This is a genomic window from Acinetobacter sp. NBRC 100985, from assembly GCF_000241225.1.
Lineage (GTDB): Bacteria > Pseudomonadota > Gammaproteobacteria > Pseudomonadales > Moraxellaceae > Acinetobacter > Acinetobacter venetianus.
The window spans coordinates 17,437-40,805 of sequence record NZ_BAEB01000018.1 but is presented as its reverse complement, the minus strand read 5'-3'; the positions used below and the strand labels follow the sequence as shown (position 1 = coordinate 40,805).

At 39.7% G+C, this 23,369-nt stretch carries 22 protein-coding genes, 3 tRNA genes and 2 pseudogenes; 13 read left to right on the top strand and 14 right to left on the bottom strand.

Going from position 1 to position 23,369, the window contains the following annotated elements; translation table 11 throughout:
- Positions 1-337: 337 nt before the first annotated feature.
- From ACT4_RS05420 to ACT4_RS05410, 3 genes are all read right to left on the bottom strand, one after another.
- On the bottom strand, positions 338-1,174 hold the full coding sequence (locus ACT4_RS05420) for a TIGR02391 family protein (RefSeq protein WP_007480359.1): 837 nt from the start codon (positions 1,172-1,174) through the stop codon (positions 338-340).
- 219 nt (positions 1,175-1,393) lie between these two features.
- Positions 1,394-2,572, bottom strand: a complete 1,179-nt coding sequence (locus ACT4_RS05415) for an integrase arm-type DNA-binding domain-containing protein (RefSeq protein ID WP_007480358.1) — start codon at positions 2,570-2,572, stop codon at positions 1,394-1,396.
- Between the two features lie 168 nt (positions 2,573-2,740).
- A tRNA-Ser gene (locus tag ACT4_RS05410) sits at positions 2,741-2,831 on the bottom strand.
- 123 nt (positions 2,832-2,954) lie between these two features.
- On the opposite strand from ACT4_RS05410, the gene ACT4_RS05405 reads away from it, so the two are divergent.
- The 3 genes from ACT4_RS05405 to ACT4_RS05395 all read left to right on the top strand — a co-directional run bounded on the left by ACT4_RS05405 (position 2,955) and on the right by ACT4_RS05395 (position 6,377).
- Complete coding sequence (locus ACT4_RS05405; protein ID WP_004877957.1) at positions 2,955-4,832, top strand: potassium transporter Kup; 1,878 nt, start codon at positions 2,955-2,957, stop codon at positions 4,830-4,832.
- A gap of 158 nt (positions 4,833-4,990) precedes the next feature.
- Positions 4,991-6,064, top strand: coding sequence for a DNA/RNA non-specific endonuclease (locus ACT4_RS05400; protein ID WP_007480355.1), 1,074 nt, complete (start codon positions 4,991-4,993; stop codon positions 6,062-6,064).
- A gap of 70 nt (positions 6,065-6,134) precedes the next feature.
- Positions 6,135-6,377, top strand: coding sequence for a hypothetical protein (locus tag ACT4_RS05395; protein ID WP_007480353.1), 243 nt, complete (start codon positions 6,135-6,137; stop codon positions 6,375-6,377).
- 43 nt (positions 6,378-6,420) lie between these two features.
- Here the strand turns inward: ACT4_RS05395 and aqpZ are convergent, their stop codons facing one another.
- Positions 6,421-7,110: an aquaporin Z gene (gene aqpZ / locus ACT4_RS05390; protein ID WP_007480350.1), complete on the bottom strand. Its 690-nt coding sequence runs from the start codon at positions 7,108-7,110 to the stop codon at positions 6,421-6,423.
- Between the two features lie 174 nt (positions 7,111-7,284).
- Positions 7,285-8,291, bottom strand: a pseudogene (locus ACT4_RS05385) (AraC family transcriptional regulator ligand-binding domain-containing protein).
- 115 nt (positions 8,292-8,406) lie between these two features.
- On the opposite strand from ACT4_RS05385, the gene ACT4_RS05380 reads away from it, so the two are divergent.
- Positions 8,407-9,051: a sterol desaturase family protein gene (locus ACT4_RS05380; RefSeq protein WP_007480345.1), complete on the top strand. Its 645-nt coding sequence runs from the start codon at positions 8,407-8,409 to the stop codon at positions 9,049-9,051.
- A 322-nt stretch (positions 9,052-9,373) separates the two neighbouring features.
- Here the strand turns inward: ACT4_RS05380 and hisF are convergent, their stop codons facing one another.
- Positions 9,374-10,132: an imidazole glycerol phosphate synthase subunit HisF gene (hisF, locus tag ACT4_RS05375; RefSeq protein ID WP_007480344.1), complete on the bottom strand. Its 759-nt coding sequence runs from the start codon at positions 10,130-10,132 to the stop codon at positions 9,374-9,376.
- 112 nt (positions 10,133-10,244) lie between these two features.
- On the opposite strand from hisF, the gene ACT4_RS05370 reads away from it, so the two are divergent.
- Genes ACT4_RS05370 through ACT4_RS05355 form a run of 4 tightly spaced genes read left to right on the top strand, consistent with a single transcriptional unit; the run spans position 10,245 to position 12,586 of the window.
- Positions 10,245-11,195, top strand: a complete 951-nt coding sequence (locus ACT4_RS05370; protein WP_007480343.1) for a homoserine kinase — start codon at positions 10,245-10,247, stop codon at positions 11,193-11,195.
- A 9-nt stretch (positions 11,196-11,204) separates the two neighbouring features.
- Positions 11,205-11,822, top strand: a complete 618-nt coding sequence (locus ACT4_RS05365) for a DUF1294 domain-containing protein (protein ID WP_007480341.1) — start codon at positions 11,205-11,207, stop codon at positions 11,820-11,822.
- A gap of 30 nt (positions 11,823-11,852) precedes the next feature.
- On the top strand, positions 11,853-12,245 hold the full coding sequence (locus tag ACT4_RS05360; protein WP_004877943.1) for a membrane protein: 393 nt from the start codon (positions 11,853-11,855) through the stop codon (positions 12,243-12,245).
- A 23-nt stretch (positions 12,246-12,268) separates the two neighbouring features.
- Complete coding sequence (locus ACT4_RS05355) at positions 12,269-12,586, top strand: antibiotic biosynthesis monooxygenase (protein WP_034604648.1); 318 nt, start codon at positions 12,269-12,271, stop codon at positions 12,584-12,586.
- A 25-nt stretch (positions 12,587-12,611) separates the two neighbouring features.
- Here the strand turns inward: ACT4_RS05355 and ACT4_RS05350 are convergent, their stop codons facing one another.
- Positions 12,612-13,493, bottom strand: coding sequence for a DMT family transporter (locus ACT4_RS05350; RefSeq protein ID WP_034604659.1), 882 nt, complete (start codon positions 13,491-13,493; stop codon positions 12,612-12,614).
- Positions 13,494-13,596: 103 nt separating this feature from the next.
- Here ACT4_RS05350 and ACT4_RS05345 point away from each other — a divergent pair, with 103 nt between their 5' ends.
- A complete protein-coding gene (locus ACT4_RS05345; protein ID WP_007480333.1) occupies positions 13,597-14,148 on the top strand; it encodes a helix-turn-helix domain-containing protein in 552 nt (183 codons plus the stop codon).
- A 61-nt stretch (positions 14,149-14,209) separates the two neighbouring features.
- Here ACT4_RS05345 and ACT4_RS05340 read toward each other — a convergent pair whose 3' ends face one another.
- From ACT4_RS05340 to hisB, 6 genes are all read right to left on the bottom strand, one after another.
- Positions 14,210-15,679: a SulP family inorganic anion transporter gene (locus ACT4_RS05340; protein WP_007480331.1), complete on the bottom strand. Its 1,470-nt coding sequence runs from the start codon at positions 15,677-15,679 to the stop codon at positions 14,210-14,212.
- Between the two features lie 236 nt (positions 15,680-15,915).
- Positions 15,916-16,647, bottom strand: a complete 732-nt coding sequence (hisA, locus tag ACT4_RS05335) for a 1-(5-phosphoribosyl)-5-[(5-phosphoribosylamino)methylideneamino]imidazole-4-carboxamide isomerase (protein ID WP_007480330.1) — start codon at positions 16,645-16,647, stop codon at positions 15,916-15,918.
- Positions 16,648-16,712: 65 nt separating this feature from the next.
- Positions 16,713-17,375 (bottom strand): exonuclease, encoded by a 663-nt coding sequence (locus ACT4_RS05330; RefSeq protein WP_007480328.1) that lies wholly within the window; start codon positions 17,373-17,375, stop codon positions 16,713-16,715.
- 103 nt (positions 17,376-17,478) lie between these two features.
- On the bottom strand, positions 17,479-18,012 hold the full coding sequence (locus ACT4_RS05325) for a DUF805 domain-containing protein (protein ID WP_007480327.1): 534 nt from the start codon (positions 18,010-18,012) through the stop codon (positions 17,479-17,481).
- A 183-nt stretch (positions 18,013-18,195) separates the two neighbouring features.
- Complete coding sequence (gene hisH, locus ACT4_RS05320; RefSeq protein WP_007480325.1) at positions 18,196-18,813, bottom strand: imidazole glycerol phosphate synthase subunit HisH; 618 nt, start codon at positions 18,811-18,813, stop codon at positions 18,196-18,198.
- Positions 18,813-19,406, bottom strand: a complete 594-nt coding sequence (hisB, locus tag ACT4_RS05315; protein WP_004877928.1) for an imidazoleglycerol-phosphate dehydratase HisB — start codon at positions 19,404-19,406, stop codon at positions 18,813-18,815. The genes hisH and hisB overlap by 1 nt, the downstream gene beginning before the upstream one ends.
- A 104-nt stretch (positions 19,407-19,510) precedes the next feature.
- Between hisB and ACT4_RS05310 the strand changes: the two genes are divergently transcribed.
- The 4 genes from ACT4_RS05310 (at position 19,511) to ACT4_RS05295 (ending at position 21,752) form a co-directional block, all read left to right on the top strand.
- Positions 19,511-19,888, top strand: a complete 378-nt coding sequence (locus tag ACT4_RS05310) for a GNAT family N-acetyltransferase (protein ID WP_004877925.1) — start codon at positions 19,511-19,513, stop codon at positions 19,886-19,888.
- A gap of 106 nt (positions 19,889-19,994) precedes the next feature.
- Positions 19,995-20,070 (top strand) — tRNA-Phe (locus tag ACT4_RS05305).
- Positions 20,071-20,209: 139 nt separating this feature from the next.
- Positions 20,210-20,285 (top strand) — tRNA-Phe (locus tag ACT4_RS05300).
- A gap of 207 nt (positions 20,286-20,492) precedes the next feature.
- On the top strand, positions 20,493-21,752 hold the full coding sequence (locus ACT4_RS05295) for an OmpP1/FadL family transporter (protein WP_007480321.1): 1,260 nt from the start codon (positions 20,493-20,495) through the stop codon (positions 21,750-21,752).
- A 60-nt stretch (positions 21,753-21,812) separates the two neighbouring features.
- On the opposite strand, the pseudogene ACT4_RS05290 reads toward ACT4_RS05295, so the two are convergent.
- Positions 21,813-23,326 (bottom strand): annotated as a pseudogene (locus ACT4_RS05290) (acetyl-CoA hydrolase/transferase family protein).
- Positions 23,327-23,369 lie beyond the last annotated feature (43 nt).

Genomic DNA, 23,369 nt, shown 5'->3' with positions numbered 1-23,369 from the left:
GTTAATGTATCTATTAAAGCGTAAATAAGATTATGCTAAATGAATTTATGTGTGTCTAAAATTTTGGTACATATCAACTATAGAAATTTTGTAAAAGTGTCAGTAAAAAAATTGTATAATCTCTAAATAGAGTTACATAAAACTATATAATGCTGAAAAATTAATTAAGGAAAATTCTGCGATTGCAAACATAACTAGAAACATTCTTTAATAAAACTAAACTTATATCGAGAAGAATTTAGCATAACTTTATCCAGATATACCCATTGAAAATTAGATAACTGGTAGATTAGGTTCTAGCTGATAAAGTTTTAAAAGTTGAATACTGACTTTAGAGTTAGTCTTCTGATTTAAGTGGGGTAGCTTCTCTTTCAAGTAAATACAATTCATTAACTAATAAAAATTCTCGAAATTGATGGATTTGATTTTCATCTTTTTCACGATGTGTGCGTGCATTCCTAAAAGCTTTATAAGTATTTGTAAATAGATTGGCTCGACCATCAATTTCTGAATTATCAGGTAGATCCCAAGTCAGACATGCTTTAGGAGGTAGAAATGCTTGAGAAAATAATTTACTACTGTGCTCACTAAGTCCAGTTCTTGTTCTTACTATATCTTCTAGACGTTTGTAAGCTTTTAAAAGAGCTGAGTCAGGATCTTGTTTAAAAAGTAAGGCAAGGTCAAAAATTCTATCATCTAAAATTGAATAAGGTAGTTCAAAAGGGTAATAGTGTTTAGGATTTTCAGCTTCTGCAATCTCCTTTCTAAAAGGGTAGATATAATCATGTAATCTAATTGGGCGAATAATCTTTTGATTAAATAATGTATCAATATCTACATCATTAAGTGATGAATGGTTTATTTTTTTGATTATTTTGGGACTAACTACAATTTCTTCAGTTTCAATTTGATGTTTTTTTAACAAGCTAAGAGCAGTAGCTAAACCTTTCGGCCCTTCTCCTGGATAACCTGATGAAAAGCCTGAACGTATTATATAATAACTGTCTATACTATTACGAAGAATGAATGCATGTGTTTGCTGATTTGTAAGTAGTAAAGCGTAATTAAGGTCAGGATATACCTGAATTAAATTACAAAGACTGATAAGACATGTTTGCGTAATGCCAGCTTCACCAATGTACTCAAGATGATAGTAATTTTCAGTCTTAAACATATTTTTTAATGGAATTTTTGTGAATTTATAAAGTTATGATGAAGTAAAAAAAAGTAGAAATCCAGCTAAATGTATAGAAAAGTTAATTTAAGAATCTTTTAAATAGATGATTTATTTAATCTGATCTTTTAGGATTTTATTGACTCTATATATCAATTATGGAGTTTATAGAGTTTTAGATTTTCAATATGTTTGTAATTGACAATAAAAAATAGCAGCCTAATTCCTCAACCTATCAATAAAATCAGACCATTCCTGCATCATCTGGATACGATAGTCTAGGTGCTGTGCATGATTATAAGCTTGAGAAACCGAGTTCCCAACGGTGTGAGCTAGCTGTATTTCTATCGCATCATGCATATAACCTTGTTCATGTAATGTTGTAGATGCAAGTCCTCGGAATCCATGTCCTGTCATTTTCCCCATATAACCCATTGTTCGAATTGCACTTAAAAGAGCATTATTGCTTAAAGGTTTAGCTTTACTGTGATTATAGAAAACAAATTGCTTATTACCTGTTATTGGTCTTAGTCCCTCAATGAATTCAACAGCTTGTCTCGATAAAGGAACAATATGAGGTAGAGCCATTTTCATTTTGTATGCAGGAATACGCCATAAATGATTATCAAAATCAATCTCATTCCATTCCATATTGATAAGTTCAGCAGTTCTTACAAATGTTAATGTCATTAGTTGTAATGCTGTTTTAACCAAGATACTGCCGTGATAACGATCCATACGCTCTAGAAACGGTGGAAACTCAGAAATATCCAAACGAGCCATATGTTTTACTTTACGCGGCTTTAATGCTTCTTGTAGGTGTGGGGTAGGATCATTCTCAATAATTCCTTTACGTATTGCATAGCGAAAAATTCGACCAGTCAAAGGAATAGAGCGCTTGGCCATTTCCAATGCACCACGCTCTTCAATTTTTTTGGCACAAGCTAATATGTCTTTCCCTTTAATTTGATCAATTGGCATGTCCCCTAGAGCAGGGAAGAGGTCTTTCTCAAAAACAGATAAATCACGTAAATAAGTGCCTTCAGTAATTGCATCTTTACGGTCTTGCATCCATTGCATTGCTAGTATTTTAAAAAGTGTACTTTCTTCAGCATGTAATTTTTTTTGTTTCTTTGCTTCATTTGGATTTATGCCATCTTTTATCTGTAAGCGAGCTTCGTCACGTATTCTTCTTGCTTGAGCAAGTGTAGTGTCGGGATATGTGCCTATACTAAAAATATTTTCTTTCCCATTTAGACGGAATTTCATACGCCAATGCATACCGCCTGAAGGTGTAACTTCTAAATACATGCCTTTTCCATCAGGATATTTTACTTTTTTTTCAGAAGGTTTGATCTTTCTGACTTGAGCATCTGTAAGTTGTGTGGAATTTTTCATAGAAATTTGGGGGTAAAAAAATAGGGGTAAATTATTTTACCCCCAGTTATACCCCCAACTATCTCAGGATTCAATAGTATTTGTTGGAAAGCATAAGGCAATAAAAAAAGCTTAAACCCTTTAGATTTAAGCTTTTAGGACTCTATGGGATACCATAGAAAGTAAATTTGGCGGTGAGAGAGGGATTCGAACCCTCGAAACGCTATAAACGTTTACACACTTTCCAGGCGTGCTCCTTCAGCCACTCGGACACCTCACCAATGGGGTGCGATAGTAACGAAAAAAAAGCAGGCTGCCAAGTTGTCGTCGAACAGATTTGCACAAAAACTTTTTGGCTAATGTTAAGATTGCGACATGTAATGTTCTGTATTGAAGACAATATATGCAAAATACTGCAAAAAAAGCAGCATTGCCTGCCACGGCATTGGCAGCATTAGGGGTGGTCTTTGGAGACATTGGAACAAGCCCTCTCTATGCGTTGAAAGAATCTTTCCATGCTGCACATGGTTTAGGAATTCAACCTGAAAATGTTTTGGGTATCTTGTCCATTATCTTCTGGTGTTTGATGCTGATCATTAGTATCAAATACATCGCAATAGTTATGCGTGCTGATAATAATGGCGAAGGTGGGATCATGGCTTTATTGGCCCTGAATCTACGAAAAGCAAAAATATCGGATAGTAAAAAGATTTATCTGATCGCAATTGGTTTTATCGGCGCATCACTCTTTTTTGGTGACGGGATCATCACCCCAGCAATCTCGGTATTGTCGGCGGTTGAAGGGCTTTCGATTGCAACCAATGTGTTGGATCCTTTTATTGTACCGATAGCGATTGTTATCGTAACAACCTTGTTTTTGATGCAGAAACATGGAACGGCATTTGTCGGTAAATTCTTTGGCCCAATCACGCTATTGTGGTTTATGTCACTCGGGATTTGGGGCGTTGTCAGTGTTGTACAAACACCTTTAGTCCTTGGAATGGTGAGTCCACATTGGGCGATTCAGTTTATTTTCACCCATCCAGTAATGTCTTTCTTCATTATGGGAGCGGTGGTCTTAACAGTAACAGGCGGTGAAGCGCTTTATGCCGATATGGGACATTTTGGGCCAGCGCCGATTCGACTAGGCTGGTTTAGTGTGGTGCTTCCTTGTTTAGTGCTTAATTATGCAGGGCAAGGCGCGTTATTGCTACGTGATCCGAGTGCGATTGAAAATCCGTTCTATCTACTCGTTCCAAGTTGGGCACTTTATCCAATGATCATTTTGGCAACGATGGCGGCAGTGATTGCATCTCAAGCGGTGATTTCAGGCGTTTTCTCCTTAGCACGTCAAGCGATTCAGTTAGGATATTTACCACGACTCAGTATTAAACACACTTCGGATTCAGAAGAGGGACAGATCTATGTACCTTTCTTGAATTGGTTGTTGCTTGTGGCAATTGTTATCCTCATTTTAATTTTCCAAACCAGCTCAAACTTGGCAAGTGCCTATGGTCTCGCTGTTACGTTGACCATGCTATGTGATACGATTTTAGTCTCGATTTTTATCTACTATGCTTGGAAATGGAGCTTACCAAAAGTTCTGCTTTTGATTATTCCGTTCTTTGTTTTAGAGTCTATTTTAGTGGCTGCGGCATCCTTAAAAATGTTCTCTGGTGGTTGGGTGCCATTATTGATCGGCGGTATTGCCATCATGATTCTGATGACTTGGAAGCGCGGTCGAGAGCTTACATTTGCCAAACTTGAACAAGATACGCTTTCATTGGATCTGTTTGTCAGAAGCTTGGGTGACAATGTACTGCGTGTACCGGGCGATGCGGTCTTCTTAACAGGCACGCCGAATGTAGTTCCTCATGCGATGTTGCATAATATTAAGCACAATAAAGTGCTGCATGAACGCAATATTTTAGTCACTGTGGTGATCGAAGATGTCCCTTTTGTCCCGCAAGAAGAACGTGTCAGCGTCGAGACTTTGGACGGTGCTTTTTATCGTATAAAAATCTTTTATGGTTTTAAAGATGAGCCGAATGTGCCGCGTGCGTTGGTTCAAGCTTATGAATTATTGGGCTTTGAATACGATTTAATGCAAATCAGCTTCTTTATCTCGCGTGATCGTATTGTGCATAGTGTTGGTGATGGGATGTCTCCATGGCGTGAACGTCTATTCATTTCGATGCAGCGTAATACCAGCCCTGTGAGTGACTTTTATCAAATTCCAACCAATCGTGTGGTGGAATTAGGTAGCCAAATTGAAATTTAATGAATCTTGAAGAAAAAGGCACTTTAGAGTGCCTTTTTTATTGTCTGTTGTTCAATTGAACAGTTTTGCGACATAAATTGTCGTTCTTTATGGGAACTCAATATACAGCGTAGTTTTGAATTGCTAAGCTTCGCGTTCATATTGATTTTGATGTAATTATGGCGAAGAGACCAACGAGAAAAGGTAAATCACAAGCTACTTTTTTAAGCCAAAATGTTGGAAAAATTATGCTTGCTTTGATCGCGACAGGAAGTTTTGCGATCGCATTTGGTAGTGAAAAAATTGCTAAATTTATTCCATTACAGTCGAGTAATGGGGCTTGTTTAAAACAGTTTTATCGCGATGTACCGCCATTATTAGCAAAAGATAGCCTAAAAAAAGACAGCTATGCACTGTGCTTTAATGATTTTAATGTTATGTATTCTGGGATTTCTAAAACCCCACTTTGGTCAGCAGAGCATCTTACGCCTGAGCGTTTAAGTATCAAAATTAAGCGTGAAGATAATTTTCATGAAGAGACACGTGTACAACAGTCTCATCGTGCATTGTTATCCGATTATCGTGGTTCAGGATATGATCGCGGCCATATGGCACCGAATGCGGATATGAATAATACCGCAGCACAATATGATAGTTTTTCATTGGCAAATATGGTGCCGCAAGCACCGAAAAATAATCAGGAAGTTTGGCGTAAATTAGAAGAGGCGGTTCGAGCAGTCGTAACCAAACATCATAAAGATGCTTATGTACTCACTGGGCCAGTTTTTGAAGGTAAAAGATTAAAAACCATTGGCAGTGGAGTGATTGTACCAACTGCGGTGTATAAGGCAGTTTATTTGCCAAAGCAGGGGATTATTGGTGCTTATTACGCTCCTAATAATAATTCTCAGCAGGTGAAAGTGGTGAGTATCTGTTATCTAGAAGAGAAATTGGGAATCAATTTATTTCCACAGCTGACCGAACAACAGAAGCGGAATGTTTATCATCTTCCACTCACTGCGCAAAATGTAAAAGCCAATAGAGAAATCAGTTACGCGCATTGGGATGGTCAAAGTCAGTGCGCAGATGAAGCGGATAATGTCAGTATTCAAGCGCAGCAAAAACAGTTCACTTCAGGACAAACACAAGCTGTTGAAAGTAAATTTCCACAGATCGATGAGGAGACTAAACAAGCATTAATCAAGCAGTTAGTCGATGCCCTAGTTCAGTATTTCTTACAATTGTTGAGATAGTGTAGCGAAGATTGCAAAGTCTCCACACTTCGCTCATGGTGTAAAACTGAAAATAACAATGAGAGAAAAAATGTTTAAGCCTTTTCAAAACGGAAATGAGTCAGCAGCGATTTATGATCTGACACTAGAAAATGATTTAGATTGCGTGAGCTTATATGGCAATTTGCAGATCACCAAAGATCAAGAGGGTTTGAAAACAGCAAAAGCTTTACAGCAGTTTGTGAATGAGCTTGTGGCAGCATTAGAGCAGCAAGAATTGCCTGCGAAGATTGAACGTCGACCTGAACAAGAGATAGAAAACCCATTTCTATAAATAAAAAACAGCCTAATCAGGCTGTTTTTTATTGCAATATAGCTTAGTTTTTCTCGTTGCTTACCACCTTGTAGATGATTGCACCGATCACAGCACCAATAATTGGTGCAACCCAGAACAACCAAAGTTGGCTTAATGCTGCTGTTTCTGCAAAGAATGCAACGCTTGTACTACGTGCAGGGTTAACAGATGTATTGGTGACTGGAATACTGATTAAATGAATCACTGTTAAGGTTAAACCAATCGCAATCGGAGCAAAACCAGCAGGGGCATTCTTATGTGTAGACAATAAAATGATAATTAAAAAAACGGCTGTTAAAACCACTTCAATTAAAAATGCTGAAGCCAACGAAAAGTGGTTTGGAGATAACTCACCATAACCATTGGTTGCGAAGCCACCTGTGCCTGCAAAGCCTGCTTGACCTTGAACGATAATGTAAAGAATAAATGCGGCGAATGTTGCACCGAGCACTTGCGAAATAATATATGGTGCTAAATCTTTGGCTTCGATACGACCACCCACCCATAAGCCCACACTGACAGCTGGGTTAAAGTGCGCTCCAGAAATATGACCAAAGGCATAAGCGCCTGTTAAAACAGTTAAACCAAAAGCAAAAGCAACACCTAAGAAACCGATTCCAAGTTCTGGAAATGCAGCTGCAAGCACTGCACTACCACAACCACCAAATACGAGCCAAAAGGTTCCGAGAAATTCTGCTAAATATTTGTTCATTTTTATCACCACACAATTTATAAAAAATAAAAAGTAACCATCCAAAAATTTATTGTGGATATGTTCAACCTATGTGAAATAAATGTGAATTAATTCACGCAGGTTGTAGGCTATTGTATAAATGGTGTAAAAATAATGATCAATTGTGAAACCGTTAGTTTGCCCCGAAATTTATTACGAATTGTAAGTTGTGTTGTCTTTCCGCCATTGCTGAGGCGTTTGTCCTGTCCAAATCTTAAAAGCACGTTGAAAAGCGCTTTGTTCTGAATAGCAAAGTAGTAGGGCGATTTCTTGTAGGCTCAAATGAGGGTCTTTTAAATATTCGGTTGCCAGCATAAAGCGGATTTGCTGTACGCGCTCTTGGAAAGTGGTGTTTTGTTGTTGTAAATGACGTTGTAATTGTCGTACTGAAAGTCCTAATTTCTCAGCAATAAAATCAATTTGATATTGGTTTTTTGTAGTCCAGTCAAAATGGAATGTTGTAAACGTTGATCCAGTTGAGTTGAGTTTGGTAGTTGTTCCAAGAGTGCCTGTGCTTGTTTTAACAAGAGCTGTTGTAATGTGTGATCGCCAGTTCTAAGCGGTTTAAACGCTTCACTGACAGGAAGCAATAATTGAGTTTTAGGCTGTTCAAAACGAACACGACAATGAAAGTATTGCTCATAAATTGCGATGTTTTTGGGTGCTGTATTGACGAAGTGGACTTCATGTAAATGAATACTTTCGCCTGACATAAAAAGCTTTAGAAACTGCACCATAAGGGCAATTGCAATTTCATCTGTCAGTTGTGTTGGATGAGGTTCAGGGGCTTCCCAACGAATCGAGACATAAGGTGGATTGAACTCAACAATGAGAGGGCTGCCATCATAAATCAGTCGATGAAAGTCATGATATCGGGCCAAAGCCTCGCCTAAATTTTCACAGGACAAAGCAAGATAAGCAATAATCCCCAGATGCTTCGGTTGAACATATTCCGCAATTTCTAACCCTAAACCTGTTTTAGGGTGCATCGCATTGAGGTTTTCCAGCAAGTCACGCCAAATCACATAATCAAAGCGCTCTAGGTTTTGAACTTGTTGTAATTGTTCAGGAATTTCAATATTTTTTGCTTCGCAATAGGCTTTTAATAAGTGCCCCAAACCTCCAAATACAGAGCCTGTATAATTCTTGAGTTGAGACATCCCGTCTACTCCCGATCTTGTCGTGTTTTGTCAATATTACTATATCGTATCGTCAATACTTCGCCTATAAAAATTTATATCTTTAATAAAAATAAGGAATCTTTTGGAGAAAACCATGTTAAAGGGTTTTATTGCAGGTCTAGCCGTTGCAAATGCATTTGAGTGGTTTGCACATAAATACGTTTTACATGGCGTACATCGCCCAGGACAGCCACGCTATAGTCCAGTTCCAAAAAGTATGGAGTCGCATTGGGCACACCATCGTGAAGTGCGCAAACAAGAATTTTCTGATGATTGTTATGTTAAGGGGCTAGATAGTTGGCGTACTCGTAATGAGTTAATGTCTCTTGCTGTGGCAGCGGGTGTAGCAAGTGTTGTGTTCTATCCTTTCTCAAAAGGGATGTCACTTGCCGCGATTTACAGTGCAGGAAATTATTATTATGTGCACCGTCGCGCGCATTTAGAACCTGATTGGGCACGTCGTACAATTCCTTGGCATTATGATCATCATATGAACTCAAACCAAGATGCGAACTGGTGTGTGACACGCCCATGGTTTGATTATGTGATGGGAACTCGGGTTGTTTCATCTGCGGATTTAAAAGAGGACAATCCGCTAGGCATCAAGTTACCAGCCCCTATTTCTAAAGCACTCAGTCATGCGATTGAATCTGTATTTCCAGCAAAATGGGTTGAGCAAAAGCCAAAACTGGTTAAGCCTCCTGTCGTAGAACAAGAGCAAAGTGCATCAGTGGCTTAACTTATCGCTTAAGGGTAAATAAGCCAGACAAAGTATTATTTTGATAAATCACGACAATAAAGATGAGCTTGTCGTGAATTGTCAATAAAATCGGGATTTAATGTCAATATTTATGCTGAGTTTATCGCTACCTTAGCTCAAGCCTTTTTATTGCTTAATATTTATCCAGATTTGCTGTACTTTGTTTACCCTCTAGCGTTGTATAAACGCAGTTTCCATACCTTGTTCCGCAAGGTATTTTTTTGTCTGAAAGAAATGTCAAAGAATAAAAAAAACCTCTCGAAATAAATTATTGAGAGGTTTTTTTGAGTATCTCTAAGATTTAGAGACGCATTTCAATGCCTTGATCTGCCAAGTATTGTTTGGCTTCTGGAATGGTGTGTTGACCAAAGTGGAAAATCGAAGCAGCAAGCACCGCATCAGCGCCACCTTTTAAAATACCGTCTGCTAAATGCTGTAGATTACCAACACCGCCTGAAGCGATGGTTGGGATATTGACGCGATCATTGATCTGGCGCATCAGCGCAATGTCATAACCTGCTTTGGTACCATCGGCATCCATACTTGTGATGAGAAGTTCGCCTGCACCATAGTCTGCCATTTTGATAGCCCACTCAATCGCATCGATTCCCGTCGGTTTACGTCCGCCGTGGGTGAAAATTTCCCATTTGTTCTCGCCCGTTTTTTTGGCATCGATCGCAACAACGATACATTGTGCACCGAAGCGCTGCGAGGCTTCTTGTACGAACTCAGGTGTGAAAACAGCAGCTGAGTTGATACTCACTTTGTCAGCGCCAGCATTCAGCAGTAAACGAATATCTTCAACTTTACGCACGCCACCACCCACGGTGAGTGGAACGAAAACGCTTTCAGCCATACGTTCTACAGTGCGATAAGTCGTATCTCGTCCATGATGGGTAGCAGTAATATCTAAAAAAGTAATTTCGTCAGCACCTTGTTCGTTATAACGACGTGCGACTTCTACAGGATCACCTGCGTCACGGATATCTAGGAATTGAACGCCTTTGACGACTCGGCCATTATCAACATCTAAGCAAGGGATAATACGTTTTGCGAGCATAAAATTTTCCAAAAAATCGCCAATAGTGAAAGGAGACCGACTCTGGTGCTACACCTTCATGGAGGGAACGGGTATTCTATCAAACTTCACAGCTATTTTTTGCAGGTTTTCCATGTCGGTTTATACCCCGTTGAGTTTAGAAGAAGTTCAAGCATTCGCTGAACCATATGGTTTGGCAGTGATTGACCTCATTCCAATCCAAGGCGGTATTCAAAACACCAATTATTTTTTGGTGGATCAGTCTCAGAAACACTATGTACTCACTGTTTTTGAGGAATTAGATGCTGAAGGTGCAGGTGAGCTTGTTCCTGTGCTTGATCGTTTAGGTGAGGCGGGCGTTCCAGTTGCAGTACCGTTAAAACATCATGGACAAGCGATTCATAGCATTGCCAATAAACCTGCACAGATTGCACCGCGTTTGATGGGCCAACATCCAGAGCAAACCACGATTAAACAGGTTGATGCAATTGCTCAAGCACAGGCGAAAATGCATTTAGCGTTACATGATTTTCCTTTAGAACGCGATTTTAATCGTAATCATCAATATTGGTCTGATGTCGCGGCACAGCTTCAACCCAAAATGAATGCTGAAGATCAAGCATTATCGGCGCAGGTTTTCCAAAAGTTTGCTGAAATTACCCAGCAACATCCTGACCGTCCTGTGGGTTTTATTCACTCTGATTTATTTAGAGACAATACCTTATTTGAGGGTGATGAATTACAAGGGATTCTTGATTTTTATGAATTGAATCAAGATGAATGGCTCTTTGATATTGCAATTAGTATCAATGACTTTTGTACAGCTTATCCTCAAGCCCATCTTGATCAAGAAAAAGCAGCGCATTATTTAGCAGCTTATCAAGCGATTCGTCCATTAACTCAAGATGAGCTTGCATGTCTTGATATTTTCTTGGCGATGGCAGCTTGTCGATTTTGGAGTATGCGTTTGCAAGTGGCACAAAAAAATGCTGAACATGGGCGCACAGGTGATGATATCTCGCAAAAAGATCCGCTTGAAATGCGTATGATGTTACAAGATCGTTTACAAAGAATCAGTGCTTAAGGAAGAGTTATGCGAGATCAAGGTCGTTTAGTCGAATGGTTTGATGAGAAAGGTTACGGCTTTATTCAACCCAATGATGTACACAAAGATCGCGTTTTTTTGCACATCAAAGACTTTGCTCGCACAGGCCCTCGACCAATTGTCGGTTGTGCTTTGGAATACACGATTATTCTCGATGAGCGCGGTCGTTATCGCGCTCAGCAAGTCACTTATTTAAAAGCATCACAAGTCTTTGAATATAAGACAAAACCAGCTCGACCAACAGCAGCGAAGCGTTGGTCGGCGATGCAAATCGGTATCGTGATTTATATTGTATTTATGGTGATTGCGAGCTTTAGTAAATTGCTACCGCCTTATACTTTATTGTTTGTCAGTTTGATGAATGTTTTGAGCTATTGGCTATATGCACAGGACAAAGAAGCAGCACAATTAGGCAATCGCCGTATCCCTGAGCAGACTTTACATATCGTTGATTCTCTAGGAGGATGGTGTGCTGGTTGGCTTGCACAGCAAAAACTGAGACATAAAACACAAAAACAACCGTTCCGTAAGATTTATTTCTGTACCATAGGCTTTCATATATTGTTGATATGTTGGTTAATTTCTCCCCTCAATGTGTTTTATTAATATTGAGATGGAGTTTGGAGATAAATAAAAATGAACTATTCCGTAGATCAAGATCCAAACCGTACTTTAACGTTGGTTCTTTATGTACTTTATATTATTGCCATTTTTACTGGCGGTTTATTGGCGATCATTGCGCTCATCATTAACTATGTAAAACGTAGTGATGTTCAAGGCTCGATATTTGAAAGTCATTTTACTTGGCAAATTCGCACCTTCTGGTGGTATTTAGCTTGGAATATTATCGCCTTTGTTCCGTTCTTATTCTTGTTCTTTACAGGTGATAATGGAACGGCGTTTGCGGGTGTTGCGTTAACGGCAACGACTTTTGCCTTTGCTGCCGTGTTCGGTGCATGGGTGTGGATTGTCTATCGTGCAATCCGTGGTTTAATTGCTTTAAATGATAATAAACCGATGTATCAATAAACCTGACTTCATACGGTGTGATTGTGATTATTGAGCATGTACATTTAAATATTAAGCCCAATCAAAGTGAAGCGTTTGAGTTAGCCTTTCAGCAAGCTAAACAGATTATTTACCCAATGGATGGGCTGAATGCAGTTCAACTGATTAAACATGTCGAGGACAATCACCACTACATTTTGATGATTTTTTGGGACAGTATAGAACATCATACTGAAGGTTTTAGAAAATCAGCAGCGTATCAAGAATGGAAGACATTATTGCATCCATTCTATGATCCGATGCCAACGGTTGAATACTATCAACCGAATATGTTGCTTAAAAAGAAAGAACCTTCTCATTGAGTTGGATAATTTTAATTTTTTAGTCTTATTTGTCTTTTAATATTTTGAGTTTCAATTCACTTACGAGCACACCTACGACCACCAATAAGCCACCAAATAATGCTAAAAGTGGTAAACGTTCACCTGCGATACGTCCAAATACACCTGCCCAGACAGGTTCTCCAGCATAGATAATCGCCGCACGTGTTGGATCAACCATTTTTTGTGCCCAGTTCATGACGAATTGAATCAATGCACTCGCGAGACCTAGCCCGACAGCCACTAGAAATAGTGGCCATGAAAAGCTTGGAATCGTATGCTCACCAACGAGAGGCATACTAGCAAAACAGAGTAATGAGGCAACTGTAAGTTGGATGATAGTCACGCGCCTTAAATTTACTTTACCTGCAAAATAGCCAATCAAAATGATTTCCATCGCAATCACAACTGCACAAATCAGTGTAAGAACTTGTCCATAATTTAGGCTAATACTTGAAAATCCATTTCCTGTCAGCAACACCAAACCTGTAAATGCTAATCCTGTTCCAATCCATGTCATCAGTGAAGGGCGTTTCTGAAAAATAGCCCACATCAAAATAGGAACAAGCGGGACATAAAGCGCCGTTAGGAAAGCAGACTCACTACTTAAAATAGTTTGCAGTCCAATGGTTTGAGTGCCATAGCCAATGGCAATCATCACACCAATCGCTGTCCCAGCAAACGTTTCTTTGAGCGTTAAGCCGCTCAAGGATTTTACTGAAATCAGAAAAATAACCAGTGCTGCGACAGCAAATCGACAGCCGACAAAAAACATCGGCGTACTAAAATTTAGTGCATATTGAACCGCTAAAAATGTTCCACCCCAAATCATCGTGATAAAGATCAGGGCGAATTGAGCCGCTTTGGGCGATTGTGACAAATTCGTCAAAGTAAAAATTCCGAATACAGGATGTGTGCAATATACTGCACATATTGCATTGGTTTTTAATGTTGTGCAATATATTGCACATTGTTTTTTATGATTGAATTGAATGAGCCAATCAGAAGCCATCTTGCAATATGTCGGCGAAAATATACGTTTCTTCCGTGACCAATCGCAGCTCAGTCAACAAGAGCTAGCTGATCGGGCAGGGCTGAGCCGGCGAACCATCGCCGCACTTGAAGCAGGACAGGTCAATATTAGTTTAGCGAAACTAGATGCTATCGCAAATGCTTTAGGAGTCGACTTTAAACGTCTTGTCAGTGCGCCTGAGTTTGCAGATTCGGCAGTTGTTAACACGATTGCGTGGCAGGGGGAGCAGCTTGAAAGTCAGGCAGTTTTGCATGCTGCTGTTCCTGCACGTGCGCAGGTTGAATTGTGGACATGGAGTTTGGCAGAAGGAGAAACATACGTGGCCGAACCTGATCAACAAGGTTGGCAAGAATTAATCTATGTGATCGAGGGTGAGCTCAGTCTGGAATTAGAATCAGGTACACAAGTGATTAGTACTGGATCATCCATTTTATTTGAAAGCTCGACACATTATCGTTATTGCAATCAAGGCAAGGGTACGCTGAAATTTGTTCGTAATGTCATTTATTAGTATTAAAAAGAGCCAAATTTTTGAATTTGGCTCTTTGGGATTTTGAAACGATCAATGAATATTAGATCGTTTCAAAATGATGTTTGCTATGCGTACCATATTTATCAATCATAATTGAGCTGGCTTCGTTCAAACCACGAACGGTCACATTGGCACCATTTCTTTGAAATTTATTGACGACAGAATCAAGCATGGCAACGGAGGTAACATCCCAGATGTGAGAGTGTGTCAGGTCAATAATCACATCATTAACAGGTTCTTGAAAATCGAAGCTCTGCATAAATTTTTCTGATGAACTAAAGAAAATCTGCCCTTTAAGATCGTAAACGCGGACATCACCTTCAAAATAATGCTCGATATGAATATCATTTTCTAATTTATTAGCAAGGAATAACGCTGAAAGTAACACACCTGTCAGCACACCTAAGGCAAGGTTATGGGTGGCAACTACCACGGCAACGGTCGCGAGCATCACGATATTACTGCTCTTAGGATTGGCTTTAAATGTGGTTAATGACTTCCATTCAAAGGTACTGATTGAAACCATGATCATCACCGCAACCAATGCCGCCATTGGAATGACTTTTAACCAGTCACTAATAAACACGACCAAAATGAGTAAGAATATACCTGCACAGAAGGTTGAAAGACGTGCGCGACCACCTGATTTTACATTGATGATCGATTGACCAATCATGGCACAGCCTGCCATCCCTCCCATGAAACCTGACGCGATATTGGCAATGCCTTGACCTTTACATTCTTGGAATTTATCACTGGGTGTATCTGTCATTTCATCAATGATCGTTGCGGTCATCATTGATTCAAGTAAACCCACAGCAGCCAAAGCAATCGAATAAGGCAAAATGATTTGGAGTGTTTCTAGGTTAAGCGGAATATCGGGGAGTAAAAAGATCGGTAAAGTATCTGGTAACGAGCCCATATCACCGACAGTACGAATATCAATTCCGAAATAAATAGCAACGAGCGTGACAGCAATGATGCAGACCAATGGTGAAGGTAAAAAGCTGCCAATTTTAGGAATCAATGGAAATAGATAAATAATCGCTAAACCTAAACCAACCAGTGCATAAACATGCCATGTGACATTGACTAGTTCGGGCAGCTGCGCCATAAAAATCAAAATCGCGAGCGCATTGACGAAACCAATCACCACAGATTTAGAGACAAAGCGCATGAGTTTGGCGAGTTTGAGATAACCTGCAAGAATCTGAATGACGCCCGTTAGAATCGTTGCAGCCAGTAAATACTGCAAGCCGTGTTCTTTCACTAGCGTGGCCATAACCAGTGCCATCGCACCAGTTGCCGCCGAAATCATAGCAGGTCGTCCACCGACAAATGAGATCACGACTGCGATACAGAATGATGCATACAAGCCGACTTTAGGGTCAACACCCGCAATAATAGAGAATGCGATTGCCTCAGGAATGAGTGCTAAACCGACAACCAGCCCTGCCAAAATATCCGCACGGATATTGGAAAACCATTGTTCTCGAACATTGGATAACATAGAAATAGCCTATTTTTTTCTTTGAAAATTAAAGGCTAGTGATGTGATATAAAAACACAAGACTACACCACATCACTAGACAGTGATGAGTTACTTACAGATGGGATGTGTAAAAAACTAAGGTGGCGTAAGTGTCATTATGGGATGGAACTTTGAGATGAGAGTTTGGATAAGGATAACATTTAAGCAGAAAAAGCTCTAGTCATCATTTCAATCACTAGAGCGAATGCAGAGAATTACAATGATTGTTGGTCTAACAATAATTGAGCTTCACGAAGGTTAAGTGTACCTTCGTAGATTGCGCGACCTGTGATCGCACCTAAAATGCCTTTTTGGCCTTTTAAGTTACGAACATCATCAAGGTTAGTCACACCGCCTGAAGCAATTACGGGAAGACCTGAATAAGCAGCTAGATTTACAGTTTGCTCAACATTTACACCTTGCATCATGCCATCACGCGCAATATCAGTGTAAACAATGCTAGATACGCCAGCATCAGCAAAACGTTTAGCAAGATCAGTTGCTTTTACATCAGTGACATTTGCCCAGCCATCAGTTGCAACCATACCATTGATTGCATCGATACCGACAATGATGTGACCCGCAAAACGTTTACATGCTTCTTCAACAAACTCAGGTTCTTTGACGGCTTTTGTGCCAATAATTACGAATGATACGCCAGCATCTAAATAGTGCTCGATGGTTTCAAGTGAGCGGATACCACCGCCAATTTGAATTGGCAACTCAGGCTGAGCACGAGCAATTGCTTCAACTACAGGTTTATGAATCGGCGTACCAGCGAAGGCACCATTTAAGTCAACTAAGTGTAAGCGACGAGCGCCTTCATCAACCCAATGTTGTGCAGTTGCAACAGGATCATCAGAGAAAACAGTATCGTCTTCCATACGGCCTTGCTTTAAACGAACACATTTACCATCTTTCAGGTCAATCGCAGGGATGATTAGCATGCTTTCGCTCCTTGCATCATCATAAATTTAAATTGGCTACATATTATCAAAATATTGATCAATCGCTAAGCCTTGGATGCTGAACCTTCAAGTATTCTCACGACTTTTTGTTGTAATTGAGGAGAGAGAAGTTGATGTTGATACAAATATTTAAAAACCATGAGTGCAGCATAGGCATCTGCGGCAGCATAGTTGATCTGTTGAGAGCTGAGTTGTTTTACCGACCAATTGGACGTGCTGACTTTTTTACTTTTGGTTAAATGGCGTTGAAACAGGACAGCAATTGCTGTTTGTATTCCGACTTGGGAAGTATAACCAAAACTTGAGAAGCTTTTTGATAGATCAATATGGGAGTTGAGTTCAATGCCTTTACTGCGAAAACTCGCACTATCATTTTTTAAACCAAAGCCAACTTTGAGTTGTTGTTCATTCTCCAAAATCGGTTTTAAGAAGCTGAGAATGTCAGGATTAACTTGAAACAGATATGCTTTCTCTGAGGTTGCAAGTTGTACGAGGTGAGGTCCAGTTGATTTCTCACCGACTTTGAATGTGGGTTTAGATTCAGTATCGAAGCCAAACACTTGAATGGAATAGAGTTCATCTTGAATGCTGAGACATTGTGCAAGCGTTTGAATGACTAAAATATTGTGAGTATCTAAATTTTGAAATGCAGGAAAAGTTCTTATTTCTTCTTTGCTTAAAAGTTTTGGCTTTTGCTGCATTTTCATTGGATTCAACTCAAATCTATTAGATGAGCTTAAACGTTTTTCTTGAAATGAAAAAGCCAAGTTAGAAAACTTGGCTTTGAAATAAATATTCTATTTATGCATTTTATTCAGCATATCTATTCATTTGTTCCATTTGGATTTGTTGGCTTTTTTGAATATAGTTTTGATACGCAGGAATAGCGGTTGCTGCGATCGCTAAGATACTGAGTGGGAAAATGACGATATATATCCACCCTAAAACCTTTTCCCAACCTTGAGTAATACGTGGTGAGCCGTAGTTATTTGTAGTTTCATCGCCTTTTGCACAACTTAAATAAATAAAAAAGAATAAATTTATGAGTGGCAATAACGCTAACAATGACAGCCAACCTGTTTGATTTCGATCATGTAGACGACGAATCGAGAAAATGAAACTGAAATAGATCATTGCAATATAAACAATGACAAAGAGTCCACCGAATACATATAACGATGAGCCTGTTGATGAACTGCTAAAAGCTGGGACAAGAAATGCTGCGATAATACCTAAAATGAATACGAAGACTACGAGTAACATATTCCAGCCTAAATAAGATAGTCGGCCAAAACGTCCACTTGCACTAAAACCCGAATCATTTGTTTGAAGATGAGATGACATGTTATTTTCCTGTTGTCACTGATTTTTAAAATTAATTTTTTAAAAGATAAATTGTTTGGTTTTCATTCAAAGCGTTTGCATAATAAGCAAAAAATAATTGTAAATAAATAGAAATGCGTATGAAAAAAATTAGGCCAATATCAATTGACCTAATTTTGAATATTTAAAACAGCTGAAAACGAATTAAATTTTCCATTCCACAAAGTTTTTCAATAACTGTAAACCTGCTGTATGGCTTTTCTCAGGATGGAATTGTGTCGCGAACAGATTATCTTTATGAATCGCGGTACAAAAGTTCACACCATAATCACAAGTTGCTGCAGTGACTATCGCATCTTTGGGTTCTACATAGTAGCTATGAACGAAATAGAAACGTGCATCTTGTTCAATGTTGTTCCACATTGGATGGTTTGGATCAAGTTGATGCACTTGGTTCCATCCCATGTGTGGCACTTTTAGGTTTGGAATTGCTGGGAAATGTTTAACAACACCATCAAAAATACCTAATGCTTCTACGCCGCCATTTTCTTCAGAGCTTTGTAGCAGCGCTTGCATACCAACACAAATTGCTAAAACGGGTTTGTTGAAAGCGGCTTTGCGAACAACTTCATCAATTCCTGCTTCATGCATCCCTTGCATACAGTCACGCATGGCGCCAACACCAGGGAATACAATTTTATCTGCTTTTTCAATAAGTTTTGGGTCGTTGGTCACGTCAACTGTTGCACCCACATGCTCTAAAGCTTTTGCTGCTGAGTGTAAGTTGCCCATGCCATAATCAAGTAAAGCAATACGAGTCATTACAGGCTACCTTTGGTCGAAGCAATCATACCCTCTGCACGAGGATCAACTTCACACGCCATACGTAATGCACGTGCTAAAGCTTTGAAAACACTTTCGATCTGATGGTGGCTATTTTTTCCTTTCAGGTTATCAATATGTAATGTCATCAGTGCATGATTGACAAAACCTTGGAAAAATTCTGAGAATAAATCGACATCGAAGGTTCCGATGCGTGCACGAGTGAATGGAATATCCATAAACAAGCCCGGGCGACCAGACAAATCGACTACAACACGAGAAAGTGCTTCATCGAGAGGTGCATAAAAATGACCATAACGACGTAAGCCTTTTTTATCACCTAAAGCTTGCGCAAAGGCTTGTCCTAAGGTGATTCCACAGTCTTCTACGGTGTGATGATCATCAATTTCGAGATCACCATCGCAATGAATGTCGATATCAAATAGACCATGGCGCTTGATTTGATCAATCATATGGTCTAAAAATGGAACTCCAGTGTTGAGTGTGCCTTGACCAGTACCATCGAGATTGAGACGAACTCGAATTTTTGTTTCGTTGGTATTTCTTACCACTTCACTGATACGTTGCGTCATGGACACGTTCCTCAAAAAACGTCAAAAATGATTGAATTAAAAACCAATAGTTTCGCTGTGACGAAAAAGTGACAGCATCATAGTTTGCTCAGGAGGGTTAATCAATGCCTATTACCGTACATGCTTACAGTTCACTAGAAAATCTAGGGATTCGTACCCAGCTAGAGCGACTTTATGACACCAGCCCAGAGTTTGGTGATGGGCAAGATGCGATGGAGCAACTTGAACAAGATCTACAGCAATATACCACAGTTTATACCGCTGAATTTAACACCAAAATTATAGGTGCAATCTGGGTCACAGGACAAGGTGAAAGCCGTGTTTTGGAATATATAGTTGTGCACCCTGCCAATCGTGGTCGAGGTGTGGCGGAACGCTTAGTTGAAGAGGTTTGCCGTATGGAAGAAGAGCAAGGGGTAAAACAATTCGAACCGGGTTGTGGCGCAATCCATCGCTGTTTATCGCATATTGGTCGAATCTGAAAATATGATTTTCACCTGGACTCTGGAGCAAAATTAAACACTTAATAGAAAAATCCACAAATTTGCTTGACGGATTTTGACAAACATTGTTTAATACGCCCACTTTGGCGCGATAGCTCAGTCGGTAGAGCAACGGATTGAAAATCCGTGTGTCCCCAGTTCGATCCTGGGTCACGCCACCATAGATTTGTATTTTCAATCCCTGATCCCATCAGGGATTTTTTTTACCCAAAATATTTTGCGTGAAAAATGGGCAATTAAATCAAAAGCTCAGGATAATTGTTGACTATTGAGCTGAGATACGGCTTAATACACGCCATTGGCGCGATAGCTCAGTCGGTAGAGCAACGGATTGAAAATCCGTGTGTCCCCAGTTCGATCCTGGGTCACGCCACCATATTCAAAAAGCCTCAAACATCTGTTTGGGGCTTTTTTTATACTTCAAAATAGACCTATTCATTATTGTTACGCTATTGCTCTCGTTAAGTGCCTATTAATTAATAGCTTATGAATAAAAAGAATATGTACTTCAATTTTACTTAGTTATATGAATAAAAGAAAAACAATATGCTTTGATATATATTATTTTTAATGCAGATAAACTATGCAAAAGTCTCTCGGGGTTGTTTTACCAGTTCTTATTTTATCTACGCTATCTCAGCATAGTTTCGCAACTACAGGCTATTTCATGCATGGCTATGGAGTAAAGGCGCAGGGTAACGCAGGAGCTTCTATAGCGGCATTTAACGATGCTTTAACGATTGCGAGTAACCCATCAGGTCTAGCATGGTTAGACAGTCGCGTGGATGTTGGTGCAACCTTATTTAACCCGAAGCGCTCTAGCGAGATTGTAGGAAATCTAGCGGGTGCGAATGGACAATATAGTGCGAATGGTCGTGAATACTTTGTTTTACCTGAAATTGCGATCAATAAGAAGGTAAATGACAGTGTTGCTCTAGGTCTGGCAGTTTATGGTAATGGTGGGATGAATACTTCATATCGGAATAATCCTTATGCTGCTTTTGGTAATACAGGTGAAGCAGGTGTGGATTTAACACAGATCTTTGTTTCTCCATCTGTAGCTTGGCGGTACAGCGAAAATCAGTCTATTGGTGTTGCAACGAATTTTCTCTACCAGCGTTTTGAAGCGAAAGGCATTTCCGGTTTTGCACCATTTTCTACAGATGGTGAGCATTTAAGTAATCAAGGCAAAGATTCATCGACAGGAATCGGTGTTCGCGTGGGTTGGAGCGCTAAGTTAAATGACGTAGTGACTGTCGGTGCAAATTACTCATCAAAAATTAAAGCAGACAAGTTTGATCAGTATCGTGGCTTATTTGCTCAAGCAGGCAGTTTTGATGTTCCTGAAAGTTATGGTGTAGGGGTTAGTGTAAAAGCCAGCCCTGCACTAACACTGCTAGCTGATATACAGCGTATCAACTATTCGGATGTGGATTCTGTCGGCAACGTCTTTAGTTTTGATTCATTAATGGCGGGCAATGCTTTTGGTTCTGAAAAGGGGCAGGGTTTCGGTTGGAAAGATATTAATGTTTATAAAGTGGGTGCAAGTTATCAATTGAATCCACAACTTACTCTACGTGCAGGATATAGCCATAATGATCAGCCTATTTCTGAAAGTCAGACTTTTTTAAATATTTTGGCGCCTGGTGTTATTAAAGATCACGTTAGTGTTGGAGCAACATGGAATATTGATCGAGCACAAGAGCTGAGTGTTGCTTATACCTATGGTTTAAAAGAAACCGTTAAAGGGAATCAATCGATTCCAACAGCATTTGGTGGTGGAGAAGCCAATATTGAGATGGATCAGCAAATTTGGGGGCTTTCATATGGTGTGAAGTTTTAACAATAAAAAAAGCTGAATCATAAAGATTCAGCTTTTTTCACATCAGAAAATTCTGTGTATTTATGCAGTCTTTGCAAGTGAGTCAGCAACAAGCATTTGACCTGTTTCTTCAAAGTTTGCATGCCATGACAATGCTTCACGTAAAATGTGAGGTGTATGTCCACCACGTTCACAAGCACGTTCAAAATAATCATTTAACGCACCTTGATACAGTGGATGTACACAATTATCAATAATGACACGAGCACGCTCACGAGGCGCTAAACCGCGTAAATCAGCAAGACCGACTTCAGTTACTAAAATGTCTACATCATGTTCGTTGTGGTCAACGTGGCTGACCATTGGAACGATTGATGAAATGTCACCACCTTTGGCAATTGATTTAGTCACGAAGATGGCTAAATGCGCATTACGAGCAAAATCACCTGAACCACCAATACCATTCATCATCTTCGTGCCACACACATGCGTTGAGTTCACGTTGCCGTAGATATCAAACTCAAGGGCAGTGTTGATACCGATGATTCCTAAACGACGAACAAGTTCAGGGTGATTGGAAATTTCTTGAGGGCGTAACACCAATTTGTCTTTGTATTTTTCGAGATTTCCAAAAACGCGTTCGCCACATTGTGCTGATAACGTAATAGAACTACCAGAGGCAAACTTCATTTTACCTGCATCAATTAATTCAAAAGTACAGTCTTGAAGTACTTCAGAATACATGACTAGATCTTCAAAATTAGAATCTTTTAAACCTGTTAATACGGCATTGGCAATCGAACCAATACCTGCTTGTAAAGGACCTAAGTTTTTCGCCAAACGACCTGCAGCAACTTCTTTTTCAAAGAAAGCAATGAGGTGATTTGCGATACCTTGAGTCTCAGCATCAGGTGCAGTCACAGTCGATGGCGAGTCCGCTGTGTTGTTAAACACGATACCAACGATTTTCGCCGGATCAATTTGAATTGCAGTTGAACCAATACGATCATCAACTTTCGTCAAAGGTACAGGTGTACGTGTTGGACGGTAAGTTGGGATGTAAATGTCATGCAAACCTTCGAAGTTTTCACTTAAAGACGTATTGATTTCTACAATCACTTTTTCAGCGAAGATCGCGAAGCTCGCAGAGTTCCCTACAGATGTTGTTGGAACAATATGACCTTCTTCTGTGATCGCAACAGCCTCAATCACGGCTACATCAGGACGCTTGAGCTGCTGGTTACGCATTTGCTCAACAGTTTCAGATAAATGTTGGTCAATGAACATCACTTCGCCATTGTTAATTGCACGACGTAAAGTGTTGTCAACTTGGAATGGCATACGACGCGCAAGAACACCTGCTTCAGTCAGTTGTTTGTCTAAGTCGTTTCCAAGGCTAGCGCCCGTAATTAACGTGATTTTTAACGGATTTTTTTAGCTTGTTCAACCAGTGCTTGAGGGACTGCTTTTGCTTCCCCTGCACGTGTAAAGCCACTCATACCAACCGTCATATCATTTTCAATAAAGCGAGCTGCCTGCTCAGCACTCATCACTTTGTCGTGAAGAGATGCAAGGCGAATACGACTTAAAGACATCATCCATTCTCAATATTGCTTTTTCATTAGATATGGATTTTAG

Excerpts from the sequence above, each read along its gene's own strand:
- ACT4_RS05420 (WP_007480359.1), bottom strand. The coding sequence starts at position 1,174 with ATGTTTAAGACTGAAAATTACTATCATCTTGAGTACATTGGTGAAGCT.
- ACT4_RS05415 (WP_007480358.1), bottom strand. The coding sequence starts at position 2,572 with ATGAAAAATTCCACACAACTTACAGATGCTCAAGTCAGAAAGATCAAA.
- ACT4_RS05405 (WP_004877957.1), top strand. The coding sequence starts at position 2,955 with ATGCAAAATACTGCAAAAAAAGCAGCATTGCCTGCCACGGCATTGGCA.
- ACT4_RS05400 (WP_007480355.1), top strand. The coding sequence starts at position 4,991 with ATGGCGAAGAGACCAACGAGAAAAGGTAAATCACAAGCTACTTTTTTA.
- ACT4_RS05395 (WP_007480353.1), top strand. The coding sequence starts at position 6,135 with ATGTTTAAGCCTTTTCAAAACGGAAATGAGTCAGCAGCGATTTATGAT.
- aqpZ (WP_007480350.1), bottom strand. The coding sequence starts at position 7,110 with ATGAACAAATATTTAGCAGAATTTCTCGGAACCTTTTGGCTCGTATTT.
- ACT4_RS05380 (WP_007480345.1), top strand. The coding sequence starts at position 8,407 with ATGTTAAAGGGTTTTATTGCAGGTCTAGCCGTTGCAAATGCATTTGAG.
- hisF (WP_007480344.1), bottom strand. The coding sequence starts at position 10,132 with ATGCTCGCAAAACGTATTATCCCTTGCTTAGATGTTGATAATGGCCGA.
- ACT4_RS05370 (WP_007480343.1), top strand. The coding sequence starts at position 10,245 with ATGTCGGTTTATACCCCGTTGAGTTTAGAAGAAGTTCAAGCATTCGCT.
- ACT4_RS05365 (WP_007480341.1), top strand. The coding sequence starts at position 11,205 with ATGCGAGATCAAGGTCGTTTAGTCGAATGGTTTGATGAGAAAGGTTAC.
- ACT4_RS05360 (WP_004877943.1), top strand. The coding sequence starts at position 11,853 with ATGAACTATTCCGTAGATCAAGATCCAAACCGTACTTTAACGTTGGTT.
- ACT4_RS05345 (WP_007480333.1), top strand. The coding sequence starts at position 13,597 with ATGAGCCAATCAGAAGCCATCTTGCAATATGTCGGCGAAAATATACGT.
- ACT4_RS05340 (WP_007480331.1), bottom strand. The coding sequence starts at position 15,679 with ATGTTATCCAATGTTCGAGAACAATGGTTTTCCAATATCCGTGCGGAT.
- hisA (WP_007480330.1), bottom strand. The coding sequence starts at position 16,647 with ATGCTAATCATCCCTGCGATTGACCTGAAAGATGGTAAATGTGTTCGT.
- ACT4_RS05330 (WP_007480328.1), bottom strand. The coding sequence starts at position 17,375 with ATGAAAATGCAGCAAAAGCCAAAACTTTTAAGCAAAGAAGAAATAAGA.
- ACT4_RS05325 (WP_007480327.1), bottom strand. The coding sequence starts at position 18,012 with ATGTCATCTCATCTTCAAACAAATGATTCGGGTTTTAGTGCAAGTGGA.
- hisH (WP_007480325.1), bottom strand. The coding sequence starts at position 18,813 with ATGACTCGTATTGCTTTACTTGATTATGGCATGGGCAACTTACACTCA.
- hisB (WP_004877928.1), bottom strand. The coding sequence starts at position 19,406 with ATGACGCAACGTATCAGTGAAGTGGTAAGAAATACCAACGAAACAAAA.
- ACT4_RS05310 (WP_004877925.1), top strand. The coding sequence starts at position 19,511 with ATGCCTATTACCGTACATGCTTACAGTTCACTAGAAAATCTAGGGATT.
- ACT4_RS05295 (WP_007480321.1), top strand. The coding sequence starts at position 20,493 with ATGCAAAAGTCTCTCGGGGTTGTTTTACCAGTTCTTATTTTATCTACG.